Below are 22,429 nucleotides of genomic sequence, written 5' to 3'. Positions count from 1 at the left end.
GACGCAGATGGGCTCGGTGCTGCCGCTGCTCACATCATCGACCGGGCTGGTGTTCGCCGCTTACCTGCCCGAGCGTGAAACCGTGGAGCTACGTGACCGCGAGCTGGCCGCCCTGCAGCATGGCGCCGATGACTACCAGCCGGTGCTGGCAGGCATTCGCGCGCGTGGCCTGCACCATGTGCATGGCCTGCTGATGCCAGGTGTCGATGCCCTCTCGGCCCCGGTATTCAATGCCATGGGGCAGATCGCTGCGGTGATGACGGTGGTCGGGCCGACGTCGATATTCCATGCCGACGAGCATGGCCCGGCGGCGCAACGGCTGCTGGCGGCAGCGCGTGAAACCAGCTGGCGCATGGGCTACTCACCCGCCGCCTGAGCGCCAGCGTCACTATTGCCCGATACGTAAAGGTGAATGTCATAAGCGGCTATTTTTCCCACAGGATCAACCGCTTATTCTTAACTCACTGGCCGGCATGAAGGGCTTCTCCCCCCCCGCCCTTCAGGCCTGCGAGGTTCACCGACGTAGATTTTGAAGCTCCTTGATCTGACGTCTCGATTGGCCGCTGCGGTTTGCAGCGGCCTTTTTTATTTGCCTTGAAAACAGGCAGTACAAATTTCAGCCCAACAGATACTTCTGCAGGTTATCCATCATCTGCTGCAGCGCCTGCAAACTGTCCTGCGGGTGCACCGCCCCTGCAAAATCACCGATCTGTGCCCACTGCTCCGCCACCTGCTCCGGGGTAAACCCTTCGCGCGGGTCAAAGCCCACGCCCAGGCTGCGCTCCCACCGGACCTTCCCCACCCACCCGCCACCGACCTCGAACAGTTCACCCGTACCCTGGCACTGCTCGCTACCCAGGTACACCACCAGCGGGCTTACCAGCTCCGGCTTGAGCCGCTCGAATATCTGCGGCGGGATCAGCCCTTCGGTCATGCGCGTGCCACCGGTGGGGGCGATGGCGTTTACCAGGATCCCGTGCTTGCGCCCTTCGATCGCCAGGGTGCGGGTGAGCCCGTACAGCCCCAGCTTGGCCATGCCGTAGTTGGCCTGGCCGAAGTTGCCGTATATGCCGGAGGTGGACGCAGTGAAGATCACTCGTCCCCAGTTCTGCTCGCGCAGGTGTGGCCAGGCAGCGCGGGTGACCTTGAAGGCGCCTTCGACATGCACCTGGTAGACCTGCTCCCAGTCACTGTCGTCCATCTTGTGGAACGTCCTGTCCCGCAGGATGCCGGCATTGTTCACCAGCACATCGACACGGCCGAAGCTGTCCAGGGCCTGCTCGACAATGCGTGCGCCGTGGCTGACCGAGTCATGGTTGGCGATGGCGCTGCCACCGGCGGCGCGGATCTGCTCCACCACCCGGTCAGCGGCAGAAGCGCTGGCACCTTCCCCGTGGGTGGAGCCACCGAGGTCGTTGACCACAACCCTGGCGCCGCGCGCGGCGAACAACAGCGCATGGGCACGGCCCAGGCCGCCACCGGCCCCGGTGACGATCACCACGCGATCTTGCAGATGGACAGGCTCGCTCATGCGCACGGCTCCAGGCTGGTTCAGGTCAGCCGAGTGTCCGCCGCCAGCGACAGGGGGGCAATCAAGCTCACCCAGGCTGAATGCCCGGCAATAACCCAGGGCGATGAGGCCGGGTCAGGACCAGGCCACCTTCTGCTGGAAGCAGCCAGGCGCCTGTTCCCGAAAGGCCAGGTAGTGGCGCAGCACCTGTACTGGCGCTTCGGTGTGCGGGTAATGGCCGATGCCCTGCAACTGCACGGTGTCCGGCTGCGGCACCAGTTGCTGGTAACGCTCGAGCATGTGCGCGCCGGACAGCGGGTCGACCACGCCATTGATCAAGCGCAGTGGCACGCTCGTGCGCTGCATCGCCCCGACCCAGCGTTCGCGGTACACACTGCGCTCGGACATGTACCCCACCAGCTTGTGCAGGATGCGCGTGCCCCGGTTGGCGACGATCAGGCTCCAGAAATCATCCAGCGCACTTTCACTGGGGTGAGTGCACGGGCCGTAGATCTGGGTCACGTTGCGCACCAGGTCGTCACGCCCGAACGAGCGCCCTACCAGCCAGCCAAACCGGCTGAGCAGCAGCTTCTGAATCAGCAGCGTGCGGCAACTTTCGGGGAACAACCCGCTATTGAGAAACACGCAACTGGCTACGTCGGCGCGCTGTTCATGGTGGCGCGCCAGCAGCTCCTGAGCCACGCTGCCGCCGTAGTCGTGGGCCAGCAGATGCACAGGCTGGTCGACCTGCAGGTGACCGAGCAGGGCCTGCTGCAAGTCTGCCTGCTCGATCAGGCTGTAGGTATGATCGACCGGTTTGGCCGAATCGCCAAAGCCGAGCATGTCACAGGCGATAACCCGGAAGCGTTGGGTCAAGGGCCCCCACAGGTAGTGCCAGTCCCAGCTGGCGGTGGGGAAGCCGTGTAGAAGCAGCAGGGGCTCTCCTTGCCCCGCGGTCCAGTAGCGGATGCTCTGGCCCCGGAAGATGAAACTCTGTCCCCGGGTACGCCAGACGCACAATGGAATCTCGGCCATGGGCATCAGAGCGGTCCCGGTGAAGTGGTGTTGACGGAATAGGGCAAGGCTGCGGTCATTGCATGTCACCTCGGCACTTACATGTGCTCTCTATGTCGAGGCTGAGTCTAGCCAGCAGCCCGCGGGCTGGAACTTGCGTTGCCAGCCAGCTTGATGACTTGGCGAGTCAGTGGCACGAACGGTCACCGCAGCATGCGCGTGAAGCTTCGAATCAGGCCTGCAACGCTTGAGCAAGCTCAGCCAGCCAAGGCTCGGCATCGGTCTCCGGGGTGACCGTCTCGCTGGCATCCAGGCGCAGCATGGGTTGCACTTCGTTCACGCCCAACTCGGCAAACAGCTCGCGCATCTGCTCACCGCCACCGCAATAGGTATCGCCATAGCTGGAATCGCCCAGCGCGATCACCGCGCCCGGCAAACCACGCCAGGCCGCAGGCAGGGTGTCACGAATGCTGCTGTACAACGGCATGAGGTTATCCGGCAATTCACCCATGCCGGTGGTCGAGGTCACGGCCAGCAAGGCTTGCGGGGCAAACCCCTCAAGGTCCTGCAGGGTGGCACGCGCAGCATGCCAGGCCTCCAGGCCCGCAGCCTTGAGCAGCGATTCGGCATGGCGGGCGACTTCTTCGGCGGTGCCATAGACCGATCCGGAAATAATGGCGACTTTCATCGGGTAGAGGATTCCGAAACTGAGTGAAAACGTAGGATACTAGCATCCAGCAATGGCAAAAGGCCGCCTCTACCAAAGTCGCCATCTCCGCCCTTCTTCGCACCCTCATTGCTCAGGGCCAGAACATGATCAACGCGCAGTTGCTGCAATCCATGGTCAATGCGTCCAATGACGGTATCGTGGTCGCCGAACAGGAAGGCGACGACACCATCCTCATCTACGTGAACGCCGCGTTTGAACGCCTGACCGGCTACAGCCGTGACGAGATCCTCTATCAGGATTGCCGTTTCCTGCAGGCCGACGACCGCGATCAGCTTGGCCGTGCGCGTATCCGCAAGGCCCTGGCCGAAGGCCGCCCCTGCCGCGAGGTGCTGCGCAATTATCGCAAGGACGGCAGCGCCTTCTGGAATGAGCTGTCGATCACCCCGGTGCGCAATGACGCCGACCAGCGAACCTACTTCATCGGCATTCAGAAAGACGTCAGCCGGCAGATCGAGCTGGAACGGGAACTGGCGGAGCTGCGCGCTCGTCTACAATCCGACGAGCGTGTCTGAACCAAACGCCCCATTCACGGTCAACCCAGTTGAAGAAATCGCCACCACCGAGTTCGATCATGCAAGCAGACCCGCTCCTGACCCAGGACGAGCTGGACTTCATTCAGAACATGCAGCATTCGCCGCAGTTGAACCTGGCCGACTCCATGTCGAGCCTGCTGGTCAATGGCGACCGCAAAATCCAGAGCTTGCTCACCCGCCTGGTGGCCAACGAGCAGGTGACCTTGCAGGCCCAGTTCAACAACCAGCAGATCAGTTTCCCACTGCAACTGGTGGAGGACGAGTTCCACGCGCTGCACCTGCAACTGGGCTCACCGGAAATCTACGAAGACGGCCCCATGATGCGCCCTTGGCGCCTGTCGATGGACCAGCCGAGCGCGCTGCTCGATGCCCATGACCAGGCAAGCGGCCTGTGGGTGCGTGATATTTCGTTCAAAGGTGTGCTGCTGGAAGTGCGTGACCTGCCAACGGCACCCGCCCGTTTCGAACTGCGCTTCGCCCCGGGCGACATCCCTCCTATCGAACTGCACGGCACTTTGGGCCGACGTATTGGCCCGGACCTGGCGGCCTACGACCTCAGCCAAGGCCCAGCCGAAGAAATCGAGCGCCTGCGCGACTATATTCTCCAGGCCCATCGCCGGGCACACCCCGAACTGCACAATCAGGTATCGAGCTGACCGGCCAGGAACTGCCGCAAACGCTGACGCATCACGCTACTTTGCGCACCCAGGCAGGCGACCGGGCTGCCCGCCAAGCTGTCCTGTGCCGCTTCCGCCGCTTCACCGGCCAGTAACAACGGGCACTCCAGCACCGCCGCCAGGCGCGTCAGGCGCCGGGTGATTTCGCTTGTGGGTGACTGATGGGAAAACAGCACCAAGGCGTCCGGTTTCAGGCGTTCGCATACCAGCGCCAGCTCCTGCAGCGGCTGCCCGCTCGCGAGCGGCGCCACACCAATTTCTTCGCAGCCCAGGGTCAGGCTGGTCACCAGCAATTCCAGTTCGTGGCATTGACCCGGCAAAGGTGCCAGCAGCACCGTGCGGCTGCGCGGCACATGGGCAAGCTGCAGGCGGGCAAACACCCGGCAACGCAGGAACTGGTCGAGGAACAGCCACTCGCTGGCCTGCCCGTAGCCGCGCTGGTCGACCACCAGGTCTTGCCATACCGGCATGAACACCTCGGCAAACACCTGATCCAGCGTACTCGCGGCGAACACCTCATCGAACAGGCGGTGCAGGCGCGCCTGATCGAAACGTTGCACCGCCTGGCGAGCCTGGTGCTGCCAGTGCAGCCAAGTGTCTGTCGCACGGCCTGCCTGCCCGGCCAGGGCATGGCCGCGGGCGAGGATACTGCCCACTTTGCTCACCGCCACACCGCGCTCCAGCCAGCCAAGAATACGGCGGATGTCGTCGATATCGGCTTGGGAGTACAGACGGTGACCACTGTCGGTACGGGTTGGTTGAATCAGGCCATAGCGGCGCTCCCACGCGCGCAGGGTCACAGCGTTGACGCCTGTCAGGCGAGAAACTTCACGGATCGGAAACAGCTCCTGCTGCTCCATGGCCATCTCGATCAGCGGATCACGTCCCTGTTCGTTCATCTGCTCGGGCACCCTGGGTGGGTAAGTTGAACAACTAGTCTACTACGACAGCAACGGCCACAGGACACAGCCATCAGCCTGCTGAACCGAGCCGCCGAGGGCAGGCCACCCATGCGCCAAACAGTTCGGGTATGCTGGGCAGCAACCAACGGACAGACAAGTTGACCAGCCCGAACATGAACAGCCCCATTCTCGTAACCGGAGCCAGCCAGCGCGTCGGGCTGGCCCTGGCCCTTGAACTGGCCCAGGCCGGCCATACGGTGGTCAGTGCCAGCCGCAGCACCCAGCCAGCAGCAGCGCATCCGAACATCGTGCAGTTCCAGGCCGACCTGTGCCAGGCGGCCGACCGCCTGGCGCTGATCGACCACCTGCACAACCATTACGACGGCCTGCGCGCCATCATCCACAACGCCTCGCTGTGGCTCGATGACGGCCTGGACAACCTCGAGACCATGTTCCGCCTGCACGTCGAAGCGCCCTACCACCTCAACCTGGCCCTGGGCGAGCTGCTGACCAAGGTGGACAAGGCCGATATCATCCATATCTGCGACGAGACTTCTTCGCGCGGCAGCAAAAGCCACATTGGCTACGCCGCGACCAAGGCCGCGCTGCAGAACATGGTGCTGTCGTTCGCCGAAAAATATGCGCCCAAGGTGCATGTGAACGGTATCCTGCCCGGGCTGCTGATCCTCAAGGAAGGGGGTGACGAAGCCTACCGCCAGCAGACCCTGAACAAGGCCCTGCTGCAGTTCGAACCCGGTGCCGGCCCGCTGATCGAGACGGTCAAGTACCTGCTCGCCAGCCAGTACAGCACCGGCAGCCAGGTGGTCATCAACGGTGGCCGCCACCTGAAGAACCGCATGACCTGAGAGAAACCCCATGACCCCACAACAACAGCTCGAACTCGAGGCCGCCGCGTTCCGGCGCCTGGTCGAACACCTGCAGAAACGCACCGACGTGCAGAACATCGACCTGATGAACCTGTCCGGTTTCTGCCGTAACTGCCTGTCCAAGTGGTACAAGGCCGCGGCTGACGAGCGTCAGCTCGACCTGAGCCTGGATGACGCCCGCGAAGCGGTGTACGGCATGCCTTACGCCGAGTGGAAAGCCCAACACCAGAAAGAAGCCAGCGCCGAGCAACACGCGGCGTTTGAAAAAGGAAAACCTCGTGACTGATCTGAACTCCCTGCGCGCCAGCCTGGCCGGCGGCCAACACGTGTTTGCCGACACCCTGGCATTCATTGCCGAGCACTACAGTTACCAGCCGCAGGCCTTCAACAATGGCGGCGTGGAGAACGCTGCAGGGCAAAACGAAGGGTCGTGCAAGACCCTGGGCCTGGCCGTGCTGGAAGGCCTGAGCGACCAGGAAGCGCTGTTGGCCTTTGGCGAGCATTACCGTGATGTGCTGGCCACGCCTGAGGGTAGCGACCATGGAAATATCCGTGCGCTGATCACGCATGGGCTGGCGGGCGTCAAGTTTGCAGCGCAGCCGCTGTCGCGCAAGGCTTGAGATTGCCGGGGCTGCTTTGCAGCCCATCGCCGGCAAGCCAGCTCCCACAGGAATCGCGCCAGCCAGTCTATGTTGGGCAACACAGAGCTCCAATGGGCATCTCACTGACCTCAGGCTGAGGCAAGCCCTGTGGAAGCTGGCTTGCCGGCGATGAGGCCAGAGCCAGCAGCATCAGCTCATGATCCTTCCTGGCACCCCACCTTCCAACCCTCCAGCCTGCAACCACTGCAACGCCACCGGCCACAAACTTTCGCGAAACCGGTCATGGAAAAACGCGAAATGGCCGATGTCCTTCACTGAGATATCCACAGGGGCGATGCGCAGGTGCCGGCGTTCGGCATGCTGCAGATAGCCCAGCAACCGCTCGGTCGCCGCCACCGTGCCGAACGGGTCATCAGTCAAGCTGATAGCCAGCGTCGCCGCCCGCACCTGGGCGAACGGTAGCGCAGCCAGGCCACGCCCGCTGGGGCGTTGCTCATAGCGCGGGGTACGGGTGGTCCAGTCCTGCACCACGCCGGACGGCGTATCCTCCAGCCAACCCAGGCGTTTGCCGGGAAAATAGCCGAACACCCGGGTCAGCAGCGGCATCACCACATGCCACTTGCCCAACAGCTGCCAGCGCTGGCCCGCTGCGTAATCGCGCCAGTAGGCGAACTGCGCCCCCACCATCACCACCCGCCGTATCTGCCCCGCCGACGGCGCCAGGCCCACCGCACAACCACCGAAACTGTGCCCAACCACGTCCACCGGCTGGCCGGGGAAATGGGCGGCTGCATGCGCCAGCATGGCTTCGAAATCCAGCTGGCCCCAGTCGCTCCAGGTCGCCTGAAAGCCACGCAACGAAGCTGGGCGGGATTCACCGATGCCACGGTAATCGTAGGTCAGCACATCGCAGCCCTGGGCGAACAGGTAGTCGGCAAAACGGGAGTAATAGCGGCAGCGTACCGAAGTGGCAGCGTTGATGATCACCAGCGGGCGCTGGGGGTCAGGCTTGGCGTGGCGCCAGCGGAACCCGCCGAGGTTATAGCCGTCGGCTGTGGCCTGGCGAAACGGGGTGGCGGGTTGGGTGTGGCTACTCATGGCGCATTCCCTGTTGTTGTGCGCCAAAACTAGCAAAAATCATACAGCCTGTACCGGCCATTTCGCGGCGGTTCGACGCCTCGATGAACCCGCTCCCACATGGGATTGTTTGCCGGTACAGGCTGAAAGGATTACAGCTCGATGCAGTCGAACTTCACATCGGTGGCCACGTCTTCGTCGTAGTTGACGTCAGCGCGCTCGAAGCCGAACAGGTTGAGGAACTGCTTCTTGTAGCCGGCATAGTCGGTCAGCTGGAACAGGTTCTCGGTTGTCACCTGCGGCCACAGGGCCTTGCAGTCGTTCTGTACGTCGTCGCGCAGCTCCCAGTCGTCCAGACGCAGGCGGCCCTTTTCGTCGACTTCGGCCGGCGCACCATCGGCGCGATACAGACGGTCGCGATACATGCGGTCCAGTTGGTCCTGGGTGCCTTCGTGAACACCTTTCTCCTGCATGATCTTGAACACCATCGACAGGTACAGCGGCATCACCGGAATGGCCGAGCTGGCCTGGGTGACCACAGACTTCAGTACGGCCACGTTGGCACCGCCTTTCACTTCGCCGGCCAGCTTCTGGTTCAGGCGCAGGGCGGTGTCGTCCAGGTCCTGCTTGGCCTGGCCCAGCGCACCGTGCCAGTAGATCGGCCAGGTGATGTCACTGCCGATGTAGCTGAAGGCCACGGTACGGGCACCTTCGGCCAGCACGTCGGCGCCGGCCAGGGCGTCGATCCACAGCTGCCAGTCCTGGCCGCCCATGACGGTAACGGTGTCGGCAATTTCCTGTTCGGTGGCCGGCTCGATGCTGGCCTCGATGATGGTGTCCTTGTTGGTGTCGATGGCGGTCGACTTGTACGGCTGGCCGATCGGCTTGAGCGCGGAGCGGATCACTTCACCGCTCTGCGGCAGCTTGCGCACTGGCGAGGCCAGCGAGTAGATGACCAGGTCGACCTTGCCGCCCATTTCGTTCTTGATCAGCTCGATGACCTTGGCACGGGCTTCGTCGGAGAACGCGTCACCGTTGATCGATTTGCTGTACAGGCCTTCGGCCTTGGCAAACTTGTCGAAGGCGGCGGAGTTGTACCAGCCAGCGGTGCCGGCCTTGGTCTCGGTGCCTGGCTTTTCGAAGAACACGCCCAGGGTGTCGGCCTTGAAGCCGAAGGCTGCGGTGATGCGGGCTGCCAGGCCGTAGCCGCTGGAAGCACCGATGACCAGGACCTTCTTCGGGCCATCCTCGCGCACGCCCAGCTTGCGGGTGGCTTCGATCTGGTCACGGACGTTGAGCTCGCAGCCCTTCGGGTGAGTCGTGGTGCAGATGAAACCGCGAACCTTAGGATGAATGATGGCCAATGTCTGTACCTCGTCAGGTTTATGCAGGGAAGCGCCACCTTGGGCGATTCCGATTGATCAGAGGGTGAGACTACCCCCGCAGGTTATCCGACACATATTACGGGGTGATCCGAGGGATGCAAAACAGTGGTTTACCTGCACCGGCCCCATCGCCGGCAAGCCAGCTCCCACAAAGACGGCGCAGACCTTCAGCACCGCTGGGTACTTGTGGGAGCTGGCTTGCCGGCGATGGGGCCCGTGCAGGCAAACTCACGCTTAGGCCAAAGCCCCCCTCAACCAATCCAGAAACTGCCTGGCCAACAGGTCATCCTGACTATCCCGGTGCACCAGGCAGGCCCACGCCGGCCCGCGCACCCGCTGCACCGACAACGCCTGCAACCGCCCCTCCTCCACCGCCCGCCGCGCCAGCAGCTGGCTGACCAGAGCCACCCCCAACCCTTCGCTGGCGGCATCCAGCAACAGCCCGGGGTCGGAGAAATTCAGCCCCTTGCCCTGCTGCCCCACATCCTCCCCGCCTTCCAGCTGCCAGTGGCTCCAGTCCATTTCCCGCTCGCCGTGCAAGGTGGTGCGCGCGCTTGCCGCCAGCAGCGAAGGGTGACAGGCCGGGTACAGCAGGTCCTGGTGCAACACGCTGAAGCTGCATTCGGCCTGGGCACTGAGGTCGTCGCGGATGGCCAGGTCGATGGTCTCGGTGGCCATGTCCGGCACCTCGAAACTGGTGAACAGCCACAGGTCGACCTGCGGGCAACGCTGGTGAAAGTCGGCCAGGCGCGGCAGCAGCCAGTGCCTGGCAAACGCCGGGCTGGTATTGACGACCAGCTGGTTGGGCTTGCGGTACTGGTCCAGCCGGCGAATGCCCACGGCCAGGTGCTGCAACAACGACTGCGTGGTGCTGAGCAGGTCGTGCCCGGCATCGGTCAGGCTCACGCTACGCCCGCTGCGATGGAACAACGGCTGCTCAAGGTAGGTTTCCAGGCTGCGGATCTGCTGACTGATGGCCGACTGGGTCAGGTTCAGCGCCTCGGCAGCCTTGTGAAAACTGCCCAGCCGCGCTGCGGCCTCGAAACCGCGCAGGGCATTCAGGGGTGGCCAGTGTTTAAGCATTATTGATAAGCCCTGCTGATCAGATATGCGCTAAATCTATCGTTTGTCGCCAAGCAATCCTAGCCATAGCATGGACATCAACACCCGCGACGGCGGGCTTCGTTGATAAAAATCCTTAATAGATTGGAGTTCACTATGCACCTGTCCCCCGACAGCGGCTGGCGCATGTCCGCCGAATGGACCCGCCACGCTGCAACCTGGATGGTCTGGCCGCACAACCGAGGGCTGTGGGAAGCCGGTTGGCGGGTGACCCTGGCCGACGTCCAGCGTGACTATGCACGGGTCGCAGCCGCCATCGCCCGCTTCGAACCGGTAAAAATGGTGGTCGACCCATCGGCCCTGGAAAGCGCGCGTGCCCTGTGCAGCGCCAATATCGAACTGATCGAACTGGTCGTGGACGACAGCTGGTGCCGTGACAGCGGCCCAAGCTTCATCTGGCACCCGCAGCATGGCCTGGCCGGGCTGAGCTGGCGTTTCAATGCCTGGGGCGGCAAGTCGCAACATGGCCATGACCGCAGCCTGGGTCGGCGCATCCTTGACCAGCTGGGTCTGGACGGCTTCAGCACGCCGCTGTGCAACGAGGGCGGTGCAATTCATGTTGATGGCGAAGGCACGCTGATCACCACCGAGTCGGTGCTGCTCAACCCCAACCGCAACCCAGGCGTGAGCAAGGCTGAGTTCGAGGCCTGCTTCGCCCGGTACCTGGGTATCAGCAAGACCATCTGGCTGCCGGGTGACCCGCAATACGTCACCGGCGACATGACCGACGGCCATGTCGACGGCGTCTGCGCATTCGCCCGCCCAGGCGTGTTGCTGGTCGACGCTACCCATGACGCGCATTCGGTGTACGCCGAAGTGGTGCGCGAAAACCGCCGCGCCCTTGAGCTCGCCACCGATGCCCGGGGCCGCCATTTCGAACTGCTCGACCTGTACGAGGCCAGCGATGCTGTCGATCCGGGCGCCGAGGTGTTCTGTGCCTCCTACACCAACTTCTACATCGCCAATGGCGCGATCATCATGCCCGCCTACGGTATCGCCGCCGACCAGGAGGCCGCTGCGCAACTGGCCCACGCCTTCCCTGGCCGCGAGATCGTGCCCGTGCGTATCGACCACATCGCCCACGGCGGTGGTGGCATCCATTGCATCACCCAGCAACAGCCGCAGGTGCAGCCATGAGCCTGTTGCGCGTGGCCACCACGCAAATGCCATGCAGCTGGAACCTGCCCGACAACCTCGAGCGCGCCGAGCAACTGGTACGCCAGGCCGCCGCCAAAGGTGCCCAGGTGATCCTGCTGCAAGAGCTGTTCGCCACCCCGTACTTCTGCATCGAAAACCACCAGCACCAGGCCCTGGCGCAGCCTTACCCCGACAGCCCGATCCTGCAGCGCTTCGCGGCGCTGGCCGGCGAGCTGGGCGTGGTACTGCCGCTGAGCTGGTACGAGTGCGCCGGCAATGCCTTCTTCAACTCGCTGAGCGTGGCCGACGCTGACGGTCGCCTGCTCGGCGTTTACCGCAAGACCCACATCCCCAATGCCATCGGCTACCAGGAAAAGGAGTACTTCAGCCCCGGTGACACCGGCTTCAAAGTCTGGGACACCGCCTTCGGCCGCCTGGGCATTGGGATCTGCTGGGACCAGTGGTTTCCCGAGACGGCCCGCTGCCTGGCACTGATGGGCGCCGAAGTGCTGCTGTTCCCCACCGCCATCGGCTCCGAGCCCGGCTGCGCCGAACTGGACTCACGCGACCATTGGCAGGTGGCCATGCGCGGCCACGCCGCCGCCAACCTGCTACCGGTGGTCGCGGCCAACCGCGTTGGCGAGGAAGTCGCAGCCAGCGACACATCGCTGGCCATGCGCTTTTATGGCTCGTCGTTCATCTGCGACCACAAGGGCGCCATGCTTGCCGAGGCCGACCGCGACAGCAGTGGCATCTGGCTGCACGACCTGGACCTGCAGCGCATGCGCGAGGACCGCCTGAGCTGGGGCATCTACCGTGATCGCCGCCCAGAAATGTACGCCCCGCTGCTGACCCTGGATGGCACGCACCCACACACCCTGAGGGCCTGAGCATGAAACGCCACGTTCTAGCCGCATTGGCGCTGGTCGCCTGCACCAGCCAGGCCCAGGCCGAGCAGCCCGTGCTGCGCCTGTACAACTGGGCAGACTATTTTGCCGAGGACACCCTCAAGCAGTTCACAGCCGAAACCGGTATTCAGGTGATCTACGACGTCATGGACGGCAGCGAGGTGCTCGAAGCCAAGCTGATGTCGGGGCGCAGCGGCTACGACCTGGTGTTCCCCGGTGATACCGTGGCCGAGCGCCTGATGCGCGCCGGCAGCCTGCAGCCGCTGGACCACAGCCGCCTGGAAGCGCTGGACGACATCGAGCCCGGCCTGCGCAAACTGCATGCCCAGTACCCCAAGGCCAGCCAGGCCACCGTCCCTTACACCTGGGGCACCATCGGCCTGACGGTGAATGCCGACAAAGTACGCGAGCGCATGCCCGATGCGCCGCTGGACAACCTCGACCTGCTGTTCAAGCCCGAGCTGGCTGCCAAGTTCGCCGATTGCGGCATCTCGGTGATCGACTCGCCCGACGAGGTGCTGGCCGTGGTCCTCAACTACCTGGGCCGCGAGCCACGCAGTGCCAAGCGTGAGGACCTGGCTGCCGCCAGCGAACTGCTCAAGGCCATCCGCCCGTACGTGCGCAAGCTCCAGTCGCAACCGGTGACCGAACTGGTCAACGAGAACCTGTGCCTGTCGCTGGGCTACAGCGGCGATGTGATCCAGGCGCAGCGCACCGCCGAGGGCGCCGGCAAGCACCTCGACTTCCAGTACCGCGTGCCCCGCCAGGGCACCACGGTATGGATGGATACCATGGCGATCCCTGCCGATGCCAGGCACCCGGAATACGCCTATCGTTTCATCAACTTCGTCATGCGCCCGGCAAACATGGCTGCCATCAGCAATTTCACCGGCTACCCCACCGCCAGCGCCAAGGCGCGCCAGGCCGTGGACCCGCGGATGCGTGACAACCCCGACATCTACCTCGACCAAGCCACCTATGCCCGGCTGATCCCGGGCCGCGATATCCCACAGGCCGACATGCGTGCACGCATGCGCGTGTGGACGCGCTTCAAGACTGCACAGGACTGAGCCATGCCAACCCGTAGAACCGTACTGCAACTGTCGCTGGCTGCCGGCCTTGGCGCCGGCCTTGGCCTGCCGCTGGCCCTGGCCCGCGCTGAACAACCGGGGCGCTGGTTCATGCCGGACGAAGGCGAGCCACAGCAGCGAGCCTTCATCGCCTTTGGTGCCCAGGATGCCATCTGGGAGGACTTCACCGCCGACGTGCAAGCCACCCTCGGTCGGATTGCCCAAGCCATCGCCCGCTATCAGCCGGTGACGGTGTTCTGCCGGGCCAGCCAACGCAAGCTGGCCGAGCAGCACTGCGCCAGCCACCGCACAAGCTTTGTCGAGTGCGAGCTGGATGACATATGGATGCGCGATAGCGGCGCCAACTTCGTCGTCGATGATGACGGCGCCCTGGCGGCGGTGGATTTCAACTTCAACGGCTGGGGCAACAAGCAGCGCCACCGCAACGATGCCCGACTGGCCAAGCGCGTTGCCACCCTGGCTGGCGCTCGCTACCAGCGCAGCGAACTGGTGGGTGAAGGTGGCGCCATTGAAGTGGATGGGCACGGGACCGGCATCATGACCGAGAGCAGCTGGGTCAATGCCAACCGTAACCCAGGCTGGAGCAAGGCCGAGGTCGAGGCCGAGCTCAAGGCGCGCCTGGGCCTGAGCAAAGTCATCTGGTTGCCGGGCATCGCCGGGCAAGACATCACCGATGGACATGTGGATTTTTATGCCCGCTTCGTACGGCCAGGGATAGTGATTGCCAACGTGGACAACGATCCGGATTCATATGACTACGCCGTGACGCGCAAGCACCTGGCGATTCTGCAACGGGCTACCGATGCCGAAGGTCGCAAACTGCAGGTACACGTGGTGTCGCCGCCGCAGCGCGGTCGACGCAACAGGTTCAGCAAAGGCAATGATGACTTTGCGGCGGGGTACATCAATTATTTCGTGATCAACGGCGCTGTCATTGCGCCGCAGTTTGGCGATGCGCCGGCGGATGAGAAAGCACGGGCGCTGCTGGCGGCGTTGTATCCGGGGCGGGATATCGTACAGCTGGACATTGATGCCATTGCTGCCGGGGGTGGCGGGATTCACTGTGTTACCCATCAATGCCCGGCTGTCTAGCACAGTCAATCGCGGTGCCGTCGGCGCCCGGTGATCATCGACAACGGCAGGTTCTCGCGCAGACGCACGCTCTCGTAGATGGCCGCCGACACATGCACGCAGACCAGCGCCAGCACGGCGTTGGCCAGCCAGCTGTGTACATCGTTGGGCCAGTCGGCGCCCCACAGCACATCCACCTCCTGCGATGCCCAGCCGGTCAGGCCAAGCCCGGCAATGCCGGCCAGCATCAGCAGCATCACCAGTGCGCCGATCGGCGAATGCCCCAGGCGGTGGCAAGGCTCCCCACGCAGCAGCGCCCGGGCATGCCATGCCAACCGCGCCGGGGTAGGCCAGAAATCGACCCAGCGCGCACTGCGCGGCCCGACGAAACCCCAGACCAGGCGCAGGAGCACACAGGCCAACGCGTAGTAGCCCAGCCACTGATGCCAGTCGTCGCCCTCTTCGTTGAAAAAGTAGTTGGCAAAGAACACGGCCGCGATCGACAGGTGGCACAGCCGCAGGAGCGGGTCCCACAGCTGCACCGTGCCAGCGCTGTTCAATCGTGGTACTCGGTCTTCACTGCCTTGCCGCTCACCGGATCATGGTAGATCTCGACCTTGCGGCCATCCTTGTCGAAACCATAGATCTCGTAGCAGTTGCCTTTGGTGACCTTGAACTTGTTGATCTTGTAACCCTGCTCCTTGAGCTGCTGCTGAAACTTGCCCTGGTCTTGCCAGGTGCTCTTTTCAGCGGTGGTGCACTGGGTGGCGGCGAATGCTGTGCTGCTGCCGATCAGGAGGGTCAGAGCGATCAGTATGCGCATGGGCATATGCTCCATTCAGTTGGGTTGAAACAGCACATCCATTAGCGTAGATGGGGTGGCCATATTGCGCCCATTCATTTGTTTTTCACATCAATCGCAAAGAAAAACAAACTTAACAAATAAGCCAAAGCCGCCGATGCTTGGAGCATTACGCCCATCGCACGGAGAACAACAACATGAACGACGTGGTCATCGTCGCCGCAACCCGTACCGCCATCGGCAGCTTCCAGGGCGCCCTGGCCACTGTGCCTGCGGTAGACCTCGGCGCCGCCGTGATCAGGCGCCTGCTGGAGCAGACCGGGCTGGACCCGGCACAGGTCGACGAAGTGATCCTCGGCCAGGTGCTCACCGCCGGCGCCGGGCAGAACCCTGCACGCCAGGCCGCGATCAAGGCCGGCATGCCCTTCAGCGTGCCGGCCCTGACCCTTAACAAGGTCTGCGGCTCGGGCCTCAAGGCCCTGCACCTGGCGGCCCAGGCCATCCGTTGCGGTGACGCCGAGGTGGTGATTGCCGGTGGCCAGGAGAACATGAGCCTGGCCCCTTACGTGATGCCCTCGGCCCGTACCGGTCAGCGCATGGGCCATGGCCAGCTGATCGACAGCATGATCACCGATGGCCTGTGGGATGCGTTCAACGACTACCACATGGGCATCACCGCCGAAAACCTGGTGGCCAAGTACGGCCTCAGCCGTGAACAGCAGGATGCCTTCGCCGCCGAATCGCAGCGCAAAGCGGTGGCGGCTATCGAGGCTGGCCGTTTCGATGACGAAATCACCCCAATCGTGCTACCGCAGAAAAAGGGCGACCCAAAGGTGTTTGCCCGTGACGAACAACCTCGCACGGACACCACCGCCGAATCCCTGGGCAAACTGCGCCCGGCGTTCAAGAAGGATGGCAGCGTCACCGCAGGCAATGCTTCCAGCCTGAATGACGGCGCCGCCGCCGTGCTGCTGATGAGTGCCAGCAAAGCCAAGGCGTTGGGCTTGCCGGTGCTGGCCAGGGTGGCGGCGTATGCAAGCGCCGGTGTAGACCCGGCGATCATGGGTATCGGCCCGGTTTCGGCCACCCAGCGCTGCCTGGACAAAGCCGGCTGGCAGTTGGCCGATCTGGACCTGATCGAAGCCAACGAAGCCTTTGCCGCGCAAGCGCTGGCCGTGGGCAAGGCACTGGAGTGGGATGCTTCGCGGGTCAACGTGAATGGCGGGGCGATTGCCCTCGGCCACCCGATTGGGGCGTCCGGGTGCCGGGTACTGGTGACCTTGCTGCACGAGATGATCAAGCGCGATGCCAGGAAAGGCCTGGCTACCCTGTGCATTGGCGGTGGCCAAGGGGTGGCTCTGGCGATCGAGCGTTGATCCCGGATTGATTTGAGCCGGCATTCCAAGGGTTTTACGTAGCCTGCCCTGGCCACCCATGATCAAGCCGCGATGCGGTTCTGCTGCAGCTCCGCCGCCAGCGCCGCCACTTGCTGGCATTTCTGCACGGCCAACTCCACCGGGCTGCGCAGCAGCGAGCAGGAGGGCGCCAGCCACAGCCGCTCACCCAGGCGCTCGTGAGCATCACGCAGCAGGTTCAGGGTCGTTTGCCGGTCGCAAGGTGCGGCATCGGCGCCGTCGATCAGGCCCAGCGACAACACCTTGTAGGTCGGCAGGCGATCAAGGATGGTCGGGTACTGCTCAGGGGCCTGGACCAGGTCGATATGCAGGCCATCGACCGGCAGGTTGGCGGCCAGGCCGAGGTTGCCATCCAGGCCACCGGAGTAAGTGGCGATCAGCTTTTTCAGCGGAGCGCGCTGAAGAATGTTGTAGACGCGCTCGTAGGCGTTTTTCCAGTCCTGTGGCAGCGCCTGGGCGAGGATCGGCTCATCGATCTGCACCCATTCGACGCCCAGGGCAGCCAGGCGGTTGAGGGCCTGGTCATACACTGGCAGCAGGCGATCGAGCAGCTCCAGCTTGTCGCAGTCGCCGCCGTGGGTCTTGCCCAGCCACAGGTAGGTCAAAGGGCCGATCAGCACCGGCTTGACCGTATGACCAAGCGCCTTGGCTTGCTCCACTTCTTCGAAGAGATGCTCCCAGTTCACGGCAAACGGCTGATCCCCAGTGGCCAGCGCGTGATCGCCCCATGCCGTGTTGCCGAGTGACAGCAGCTCGATGCCGGCGTCTTTCTGCATCTGCCAGTGGCGCGCACGCAGCTCGAGGTCACCTTCGATATGTGGAAAGCCCAGGTTGTGTGCCAGTGCCATGTGTTGTCCCTTAGCCTGCATAAATGAATAAGAGAATTTTCCGGCGGATGGCCTTTTGAAACAAACTCATTAAATTTGAGATGAACTCAAGAATTTCTCATGATCATGTTTCACGACCGGTACGGGCCTGTGTGTCTCATTCAGAGCACCACCCTGCGCATCCGGACATGACCTGACCCGTCTTCTGCCGCACAATGCCACCCTGACCAAACCAGGTGCCCGGCCCCATGAGCCTGCTGAAAACCGCGCTGCGCGAACAACACTTCGTCTGCGTCATGGAGTTCGTCCCCAAGCCTTCCGCAGAACGCTTCGCCGCCATGGAGGCGATCATGGCCCGTGCGCACCTGTGCGGCTGGCCGATGACCGTGGCCATTGGCGACCGTGTCGGCAGCCCGCTGGACATGTCGCCGCTCGACGCCCACGCCTCGTTCAGCAAGCCACTGCCGGTGCTGCCGCACTTTTCCGGCAAGGACCGCGAGCGCCAGCACCTGCTCGCGCAATTGCAACGCATGGACGCTGCCGGCCTTGACCAGCTGTTGCTGCTCACGGGCGACCGCCTGCCCGGCCACCAGCCAGGCCAGCGGCCGGTACGCTATCTGGAGTCGGTCGCCGCACTGCAGATCGCCCGTCAGGCTTGCCCACACTGGTTGCTTGGCGCCGCGCTCAACCCGTTCAAGTACTGCGAAGAAGAAGGCGGCGCCCAGTATTTCAAGGCCGAGAAAAAACTGGCGGCGGGTGCCGACTTTCTCACCCTGCAACTGGGCTTCGATGCCGACAAGCATCAGGAAGCCATGCACTGGATGAACCGCCAGGCCTCGCCCAAGCCAATGCTCGCCTGCCTGATGAGCCTGACCCATGGGCGTGCGGCCATGCTCGACCACGTGGCGGGCGTGACCGTGTCGCCGTCCATGCATGACATGCTCGAAGCCGAAGCGGCACAGTCCAAGGCGTTTACCCAGGCGCGCAGCGTCGACCGCCTGGCCTTGCAGATCATCGGTGTGAAGCTGATGGGCTACGCCGGGGTGCACTTGTCGGGAATTCATGAGCTCAAGCAATTGCTGGCCCTGGAGGCCCGCATCGAGCATTGGCAAACGCAGGTCCACACGCTGGAGCAGTGGGCACCCGCCTGGCACGAAAGCTGGCAGCTGCCCGGTCTGCCGGCAGTCAGTTTCCATCCGCCGCAGGCCGCATGGCGCGCGGGCGAGTCGCGGATCGATGCCTCATTCAAGGAGAAAGCGCGCTATCACCTCATGCATGGCATGCATTCACTGCTGTTCAGCCGCGGCAACGCCTTGAGCAAGGCTTTTGGTTGGGCGGTGAGCCAGCCACTATGGGCAACGCGCCTGGGCGCACAAGTGCTGCACAGTGTGGAGCGCAGCGTGAAGCGCCCGCTGCTGGGTTGTGACACCTGCGGCACCTGCCGCCTGGAAGATACCTTGTATATCTGTCCGGAATCCTGCCCCAAGGGCCTGGCCAACGGCCCCTGCGGGGGGACCGCGCTGAACCGCTGCGAGTTCGGCGACCGCGAGTGCATACACAGCATCAAGTACCGCACTGCCAAGGCGGTGCGGCAAACCGCCGTACTGACCGAGCGCCTGATCCCGTGCATCGAGGTCCAAACCCGCCACCGCAGCTCATGGCCGCAGTGGTTCGCAGCGCAGACGCCGCGCCGGATCAGCCCGCAGCCAACGCCTCGAACCCAGCCCGAATCATAGCTTCGGGCAGTTCGTCGGCAATGAATACCATGACGCTTTCGCGTGTTTCCCCTTCGGCCCATTCGGCGTCCCAGTCGAAGCCGTAGAGCTTGAGCACCCCCTGGAACACCAGCTTGCGGTCTTCGCCGGCAATATTCAGCACGCCTTTGTAGCGCAACAGCTGTTTGCCGTGGGTTTCCAGCAGCTCGTTCATGAACGCGCTGAGGCGGTCGATATCCAGCGCGGTTTCTGTGCGCAGCACCAGGGTAGAGATGCGGTCCGGGGTGGCAGGCTTGAGTACTGGGCGTAACGTGGGTTTCAGGTTCGCGCCCAGGTCGGGGTTGAGGTTGAAACCCCGCACATCCAGCAGCTCGGCCAGGTCGACGCGGCCGTGGTCGACGGTGCGAATAGCGGCCCTGCCATTGATACGCACCAGGCGCTCGCTCAGAGCTTCGACCGCAGCGGGCTCGACCAGGTCGGTCTTGCTAAGCAGCAAGCGATCGGCAAAGCCGACCTGGGCCTGGGCAATGGCCTGGGTCAGGTGCACCTCGGCATGAGCGGCATCGACCAGGGTGATGATACCGTCGAGGATATAGCGCTCACGCAGTTCCTCATCAATGAAAAAAGTCTGTGCCACCGGCGCCGGGTCGGCCAGGCCGGTGCATTCGATCACCAGGCGGTCGAAGGCGATTTCGCCGGCGTCCAGGCGTTCGAGCAGCAGGTACAAGGCGCGGGTCAAGTCGCCATGGATGCTGCAGCAGACGCAGCCGTTGGCCAGGGTCATCACCTGCACCGGCTCGTCGCCCAGCAGCTGGCTGTCGATGCCGGCCTCGCTGAATTCGTTTTCGATCACCGCGATCTTCAGGCCGTGCTCGGCCTTGAGCATGTGCTTGAGCAGGGTGGTCTTGCCGGCACCCAGGAAGCCGGTGAGTACGGTTACGGGAATAGGCGTCTGCACGCAGAACATCTCCTGTGCAGTGGGAATTTGGAAGGTGGCGCGATCCCTGTAGGAGCGGCCTTGTGTCGCGAAAGGGCCGCAAAGCGGCCCCGGCGATATTTGCTGCAAAGCTGGAAACCTGGGGCCGCTCCGCGGCCCTTTCGCGACACAAGGCCGCTCCTACAGGACCGCGCCAGCCCCCAGGTTCAGCAGCACTTGGGCCCGGACTTGCCACCGTATCGCGCTTCCTGACGTTCGCGGAAAAATTCCTCGTACGTCATGACCGGCTTGTCCGGGTGCGTCTTCTGCATGTGCTCGACGTAGTTGTCGTAGTCGGGCATGCCGACCATCAGGCGGGCTGCCTGCCCCAGGTATTTACCCAGTCGACCCAGGTCGTTGAACATAACTGCAGTCCTCTCGATTACGCGTCAGGCAACGCCTGGAACGGCGTTTCCTTGTCGGTACGCTCCTTGCGACCCCAGGCGGCGTAGCCAACCTTGAGGGCGAAGAACAGGATGCTGAAGACCACCAGCAAGAACAGGATGGTGAGGCCAGCGTTGGTGTAGGCGTTGAAAATCACGTGTTGCATCTGGCCGATGTCCTTGGCCGGGGCCAGCACCTGCCCGGCATCCAGCGCGGTGCTGTACTTGTTGGCCAGGGCCAGGAAACCAACTGCCGGGTTCGGGTCGAACAGCTTGATCAGGCCTGCGGCGGTGGTGCAGATCAGCAGCCAGACGGCCGGCAGCAGTGTGACCCAGATGTAGCGTTGACGCTTCATCTTGATCAGCACAACGGTGCCGAGCATCAAGGCGATACCCGCCAGCATCTGGTTGGAGATACCGAACAGCGGCCACAGGGTATTGATGCCGCCCAACGGGTCGATCACCCCTTGATACAACAGGTAGCCCCACATGGCCACGCAGCCAGCAGTGGCGAGCAGGTTTGCCCCCCACGATTCGGTGCGCTTGAGTGCAGGTACGAAGCTGCCCAGCAGGTCCTGCAGCATGAAGCGCCCGGCACGGGTCCCGGCGTCTACTGCGGTAAGGATGAACAGCGCCTCGAACAGGATCGCGAAGTGGTACCAGAAGGCCATGGTGTTTTCACCCGGCAGCACCTGGTGCAGGATTTGCGCGATACCCACCGCCAGGGTCGGCGCACCGCCGGCGCGAGCCAGCACGGTGTGCTCGCCGATATCGCGGGCAACCGCCTCCAGTTGCTCCGGCGTGATCAGGAAGCCCCAGCTGCTGACCGTCTGCGCCACCGACACGACATCGGCACCGACCACTGCAGCCGGGCTGTTCATGGCGAAGTACACACCCGGCTCGATCACCGAGGCGGCGACCATGGCCATGATGGCGACGAACGACTCCATCAACATGCCGCCGTAGCCGATGTAGCGGGCGTTGGTTTCGTTATCCAGCAGCTTGGGCGTGGTGCCCGAGGAGATCAGCGCGTGGAAACCGGACACCGCACCGCAAGCGATGGTGATGAACAGGAACGGGAACAAGGTGCCCTTCCACACCGGGCCGGTGCCGTCGGTGAACTGGGTCAGCGCCGGCATTTTCAGCTCGGGCGCGATGATCAGGATACCGATGGCCAGGCCGACGATGGTGCCGATCTTGAGGAAGGTCGACAGGTAGTCACGCGGTGCCAGCACCAGCCAGACCGGCAGCACAGCGGCGACGAAACCGTAACCCACCAGCATCCAGGTGATCTGCACCCCGGTGAAGGTGAACGCCGGGCCCCAGGTCGGATCCGCGGCAATCTGGCCCCCCAGCCAGATCGAGGTCAGCAGCAGGACAACACCGATAACCGAGATTTCGCCGATGCGGCCCGGGCGGATGTAGCGCATGTAGATGCCCATGAACATCGCGATCGGGATGGTCGCCATCACCGTGAACATGCCCCACGGGCTTTCGGCCAGGGCCTTGACCACGATCAGCGCCAGCACCGCGAGGATGATGATCATGATCAGGAAGCAGCCGAACAAGGCGATGGTGCCGGGAATGCGGCCCATCTCCTCGCGCACCATGTCGCCCAGCGAGCGGCCATTGCGGCGGGTAGACAGGAACAGGACCATGAAGTCC

At 63.5% G+C, this 22,429-nt stretch carries 25 protein-coding genes; 12 read left to right on the top strand and 13 right to left on the bottom strand.

Going from position 1 to position 22,429, the window contains the following annotated elements; genetic code table 11:
• Window positions 1-376, top strand: a 376-nt coding sequence (locus HP547_RS12330; RefSeq protein ID WP_306140265.1) for an IclR family transcriptional regulator C-terminal domain-containing protein, incomplete at its 5' end; no start/stop codon positions are given.
• A gap of 240 nt (window positions 377-616) precedes the next feature.
• Here HP547_RS12330 and HP547_RS12325 read toward each other — a convergent pair.
• The 3 genes from HP547_RS12325 to HP547_RS12315 all read right to left on the bottom strand — a co-directional run bounded on the left by HP547_RS12325 (window position 617) and on the right by HP547_RS12315 (window position 3,212).
• Window positions 617-1,531, bottom strand: coding sequence for an SDR family oxidoreductase (locus HP547_RS12325; protein WP_172286416.1), 915 nt, complete (start codon window positions 1,529-1,531; stop codon window positions 617-619).
• A gap of 114 nt (window positions 1,532-1,645) precedes the next feature.
• Window positions 1,646-2,551, bottom strand: coding sequence for an alpha/beta fold hydrolase (locus tag HP547_RS12320; protein ID WP_172228486.1), 906 nt, complete (start codon window positions 2,549-2,551; stop codon window positions 1,646-1,648).
• Between the two features lie 205 nt (window positions 2,552-2,756).
• Window positions 2,757-3,212 (bottom strand): flavodoxin, encoded by a 456-nt coding sequence (locus tag HP547_RS12315; RefSeq protein WP_172228484.1) that lies wholly within the window; start codon window positions 3,210-3,212, stop codon window positions 2,757-2,759.
• Window positions 3,213-3,337: 125 nt separating this feature from the next.
• On the opposite strand from HP547_RS12315, the gene HP547_RS12310 reads away from it, so the two are divergent.
• Window positions 3,338-3,766 (top strand): PAS domain S-box protein, encoded by a 429-nt coding sequence (locus HP547_RS12310; RefSeq protein WP_172228482.1) that lies wholly within the window; start codon window positions 3,338-3,340, stop codon window positions 3,764-3,766.
• Between the two features lie 59 nt (window positions 3,767-3,825).
• Window positions 3,826-4,443, top strand: a complete 618-nt coding sequence (locus HP547_RS12305) for a hypothetical protein (protein WP_172286415.1) — start codon at window positions 3,826-3,828, stop codon at window positions 4,441-4,443.
• On the opposite strand, the gene HP547_RS12300 is transcribed toward HP547_RS12305, so the two are convergent.
• Entirely contained in the window at window positions 4,428-5,363 is a 936-nt protein-coding gene (locus HP547_RS12300) for a MerR family transcriptional regulator (protein WP_172286414.1), read from the bottom strand. The genes HP547_RS12305 and HP547_RS12300 overlap by 16 nt on opposite strands.
• 131 nt (window positions 5,364-5,494) lie before the next feature.
• On the opposite strand from HP547_RS12300, the gene folM reads away from it, so the two are divergent.
• Genes folM through HP547_RS12285 form a run of 3 tightly spaced genes read left to right on the top strand, consistent with a single transcriptional unit; the run spans window position 5,495 to window position 6,873 of the window.
• Window positions 5,495-6,232: a dihydromonapterin reductase gene (gene folM / locus HP547_RS12295; protein ID WP_172228476.1), complete on the top strand. Its 738-nt coding sequence runs from the start codon at window positions 5,495-5,497 to the stop codon at window positions 6,230-6,232.
• Window positions 6,233-6,242: 10 nt separating this feature from the next.
• Complete coding sequence (locus HP547_RS12290) at window positions 6,243-6,539, top strand: DUF1244 domain-containing protein (RefSeq protein WP_172228474.1); 297 nt, start codon at window positions 6,243-6,245, stop codon at window positions 6,537-6,539.
• Window positions 6,532-6,873, top strand: coding sequence for a HopJ type III effector protein (locus HP547_RS12285; RefSeq protein WP_172286413.1), 342 nt, complete (start codon window positions 6,532-6,534; stop codon window positions 6,871-6,873). The genes HP547_RS12290 and HP547_RS12285 overlap by 8 nt, the downstream gene beginning before the upstream one ends.
• A gap of 171 nt (window positions 6,874-7,044) precedes the next feature.
• On the opposite strand, the gene HP547_RS12280 is transcribed toward HP547_RS12285, so the two are convergent.
• The 3 genes from HP547_RS12280 to HP547_RS12270 form a co-directional block, all read right to left on the bottom strand.
• Window positions 7,045-7,953, bottom strand: a complete 909-nt coding sequence (locus HP547_RS12280; RefSeq protein ID WP_172228470.1) for an alpha/beta fold hydrolase — start codon at window positions 7,951-7,953, stop codon at window positions 7,045-7,047.
• 131 nt (window positions 7,954-8,084) lie between these two features.
• Window positions 8,085-9,296, bottom strand: a complete 1,212-nt coding sequence (gene fabV, locus HP547_RS12275; RefSeq protein ID WP_172228468.1) for an enoyl-ACP reductase FabV — start codon at window positions 9,294-9,296, stop codon at window positions 8,085-8,087.
• A gap of 255 nt (window positions 9,297-9,551) precedes the next feature.
• A complete protein-coding gene (locus HP547_RS12270; RefSeq protein WP_172228466.1) occupies window positions 9,552-10,400 on the bottom strand; it encodes a LysR substrate-binding domain-containing protein in 849 nt (282 codons plus the stop codon).
• A 135-nt stretch (window positions 10,401-10,535) separates the two neighbouring features.
• On the opposite strand from HP547_RS12270, the gene HP547_RS12265 reads away from it, so the two are divergent.
• From HP547_RS12265 to HP547_RS12250, 4 genes are read left to right on the top strand one after another with little or no spacing between them, the layout of a single operon-like run.
• Window positions 10,536-11,576, top strand: a complete 1,041-nt coding sequence (locus HP547_RS12265) for an agmatine/peptidylarginine deiminase (protein ID WP_172286412.1) — start codon at window positions 10,536-10,538, stop codon at window positions 11,574-11,576.
• A complete protein-coding gene (gene aguB, locus HP547_RS12260) occupies window positions 11,573-12,466 on the top strand; it encodes an N-carbamoylputrescine amidase (RefSeq protein WP_172286411.1) in 894 nt (297 codons plus the stop codon). Before HP547_RS12265 ends, aguB begins: the two co-directional genes overlap by 4 nt.
• Window positions 12,467-12,468: 2 nt before the next feature.
• Window positions 12,469-13,554, top strand: coding sequence for an extracellular solute-binding protein (locus HP547_RS12255; protein ID WP_172286410.1), 1,086 nt, complete (start codon window positions 12,469-12,471; stop codon window positions 13,552-13,554).
• 3 nt (window positions 13,555-13,557) lie between these two features.
• Window positions 13,558-14,667 (top strand): agmatine/peptidylarginine deiminase, encoded by a 1,110-nt coding sequence (locus HP547_RS12250; protein ID WP_172286409.1) that lies wholly within the window; start codon window positions 13,558-13,560, stop codon window positions 14,665-14,667.
• 5 nt (window positions 14,668-14,672) lie between these two features.
• Here HP547_RS12250 and HP547_RS12245 read toward each other — a convergent pair whose 3' ends face one another.
• Together HP547_RS12245 and HP547_RS12240 are read right to left on the bottom strand one after the other, a co-directional pair.
• Complete coding sequence (locus HP547_RS12245; RefSeq protein ID WP_172286408.1) at window positions 14,673-15,206, bottom strand: cytochrome b/b6 domain-containing protein; 534 nt, start codon at window positions 15,204-15,206, stop codon at window positions 14,673-14,675.
• Window positions 15,203-15,469, bottom strand: coding sequence for a PepSY domain-containing protein (locus tag HP547_RS12240; protein ID WP_172232661.1), 267 nt, complete (start codon window positions 15,467-15,469; stop codon window positions 15,203-15,205). The genes HP547_RS12245 and HP547_RS12240 overlap by 4 nt, the downstream gene beginning before the upstream one ends.
• Window positions 15,470-15,645: 176 nt before the next feature.
• Here HP547_RS12240 and HP547_RS12235 point away from each other — a divergent pair, with 176 nt between their 5' ends.
• Complete coding sequence (locus HP547_RS12235; protein WP_172286407.1) at window positions 15,646-16,824, top strand: acetyl-CoA C-acetyltransferase; 1,179 nt, start codon at window positions 15,646-15,648, stop codon at window positions 16,822-16,824.
• 62 nt (window positions 16,825-16,886) lie between these two features.
• On the opposite strand, the gene HP547_RS12230 is transcribed toward HP547_RS12235, so the two are convergent.
• Entirely contained in the window at window positions 16,887-17,711 is an 825-nt protein-coding gene (locus HP547_RS12230) for a 5-methyltetrahydropteroyltriglutamate--homocysteine methyltransferase (RefSeq protein ID WP_172224031.1), read from the bottom strand.
• Window positions 17,712-17,938: 227 nt separating this feature from the next.
• Between HP547_RS12230 and HP547_RS12225 the strand changes: the two genes are divergently transcribed.
• A complete protein-coding gene (locus tag HP547_RS12225; protein WP_172286406.1) occupies window positions 17,939-19,426 on the top strand; it encodes a methylenetetrahydrofolate reductase C-terminal domain-containing protein in 1,488 nt (495 codons plus the stop codon).
• Here the strand turns inward: HP547_RS12225 and yjiA are convergent.
• The 3 genes from yjiA to HP547_RS12210 all read right to left on the bottom strand — a co-directional run.
• Entirely contained in the window at window positions 19,386-20,363 is a 978-nt protein-coding gene (gene yjiA / locus HP547_RS12220) for a GTPase (protein ID WP_172224022.1), read from the bottom strand. The two genes, HP547_RS12225 and yjiA, sit on opposite strands and share 41 nt — an antisense overlap.
• A gap of 185 nt (window positions 20,364-20,548) precedes the next feature.
• Window positions 20,549-20,746 carry a YbdD/YjiX family protein gene (locus tag HP547_RS12215; protein WP_016713459.1) on the bottom strand — a complete coding sequence of 66 codons (198 nt, stop codon included), beginning with the start codon at window positions 20,744-20,746 and terminating at the stop codon, window positions 20,549-20,551.
• A gap of 17 nt (window positions 20,747-20,763) precedes the next feature.
• A partial coding sequence (locus HP547_RS12210) for a carbon starvation CstA family protein (protein ID WP_172286405.1) occupies window positions 20,764-22,429 on the bottom strand: 1,666 nt, incomplete at its 5' end.

This window comes from Pseudomonas sp. CM27 (assembly GCF_013179515.1).
Taxonomy (GTDB): Bacteria; Pseudomonadota; Gammaproteobacteria; order Pseudomonadales; family Pseudomonadaceae; genus Aquipseudomonas.
Note: the sequence above shows the minus strand (reverse complement) of the source record. Positions and strands in the feature narration are given on the sequence as shown.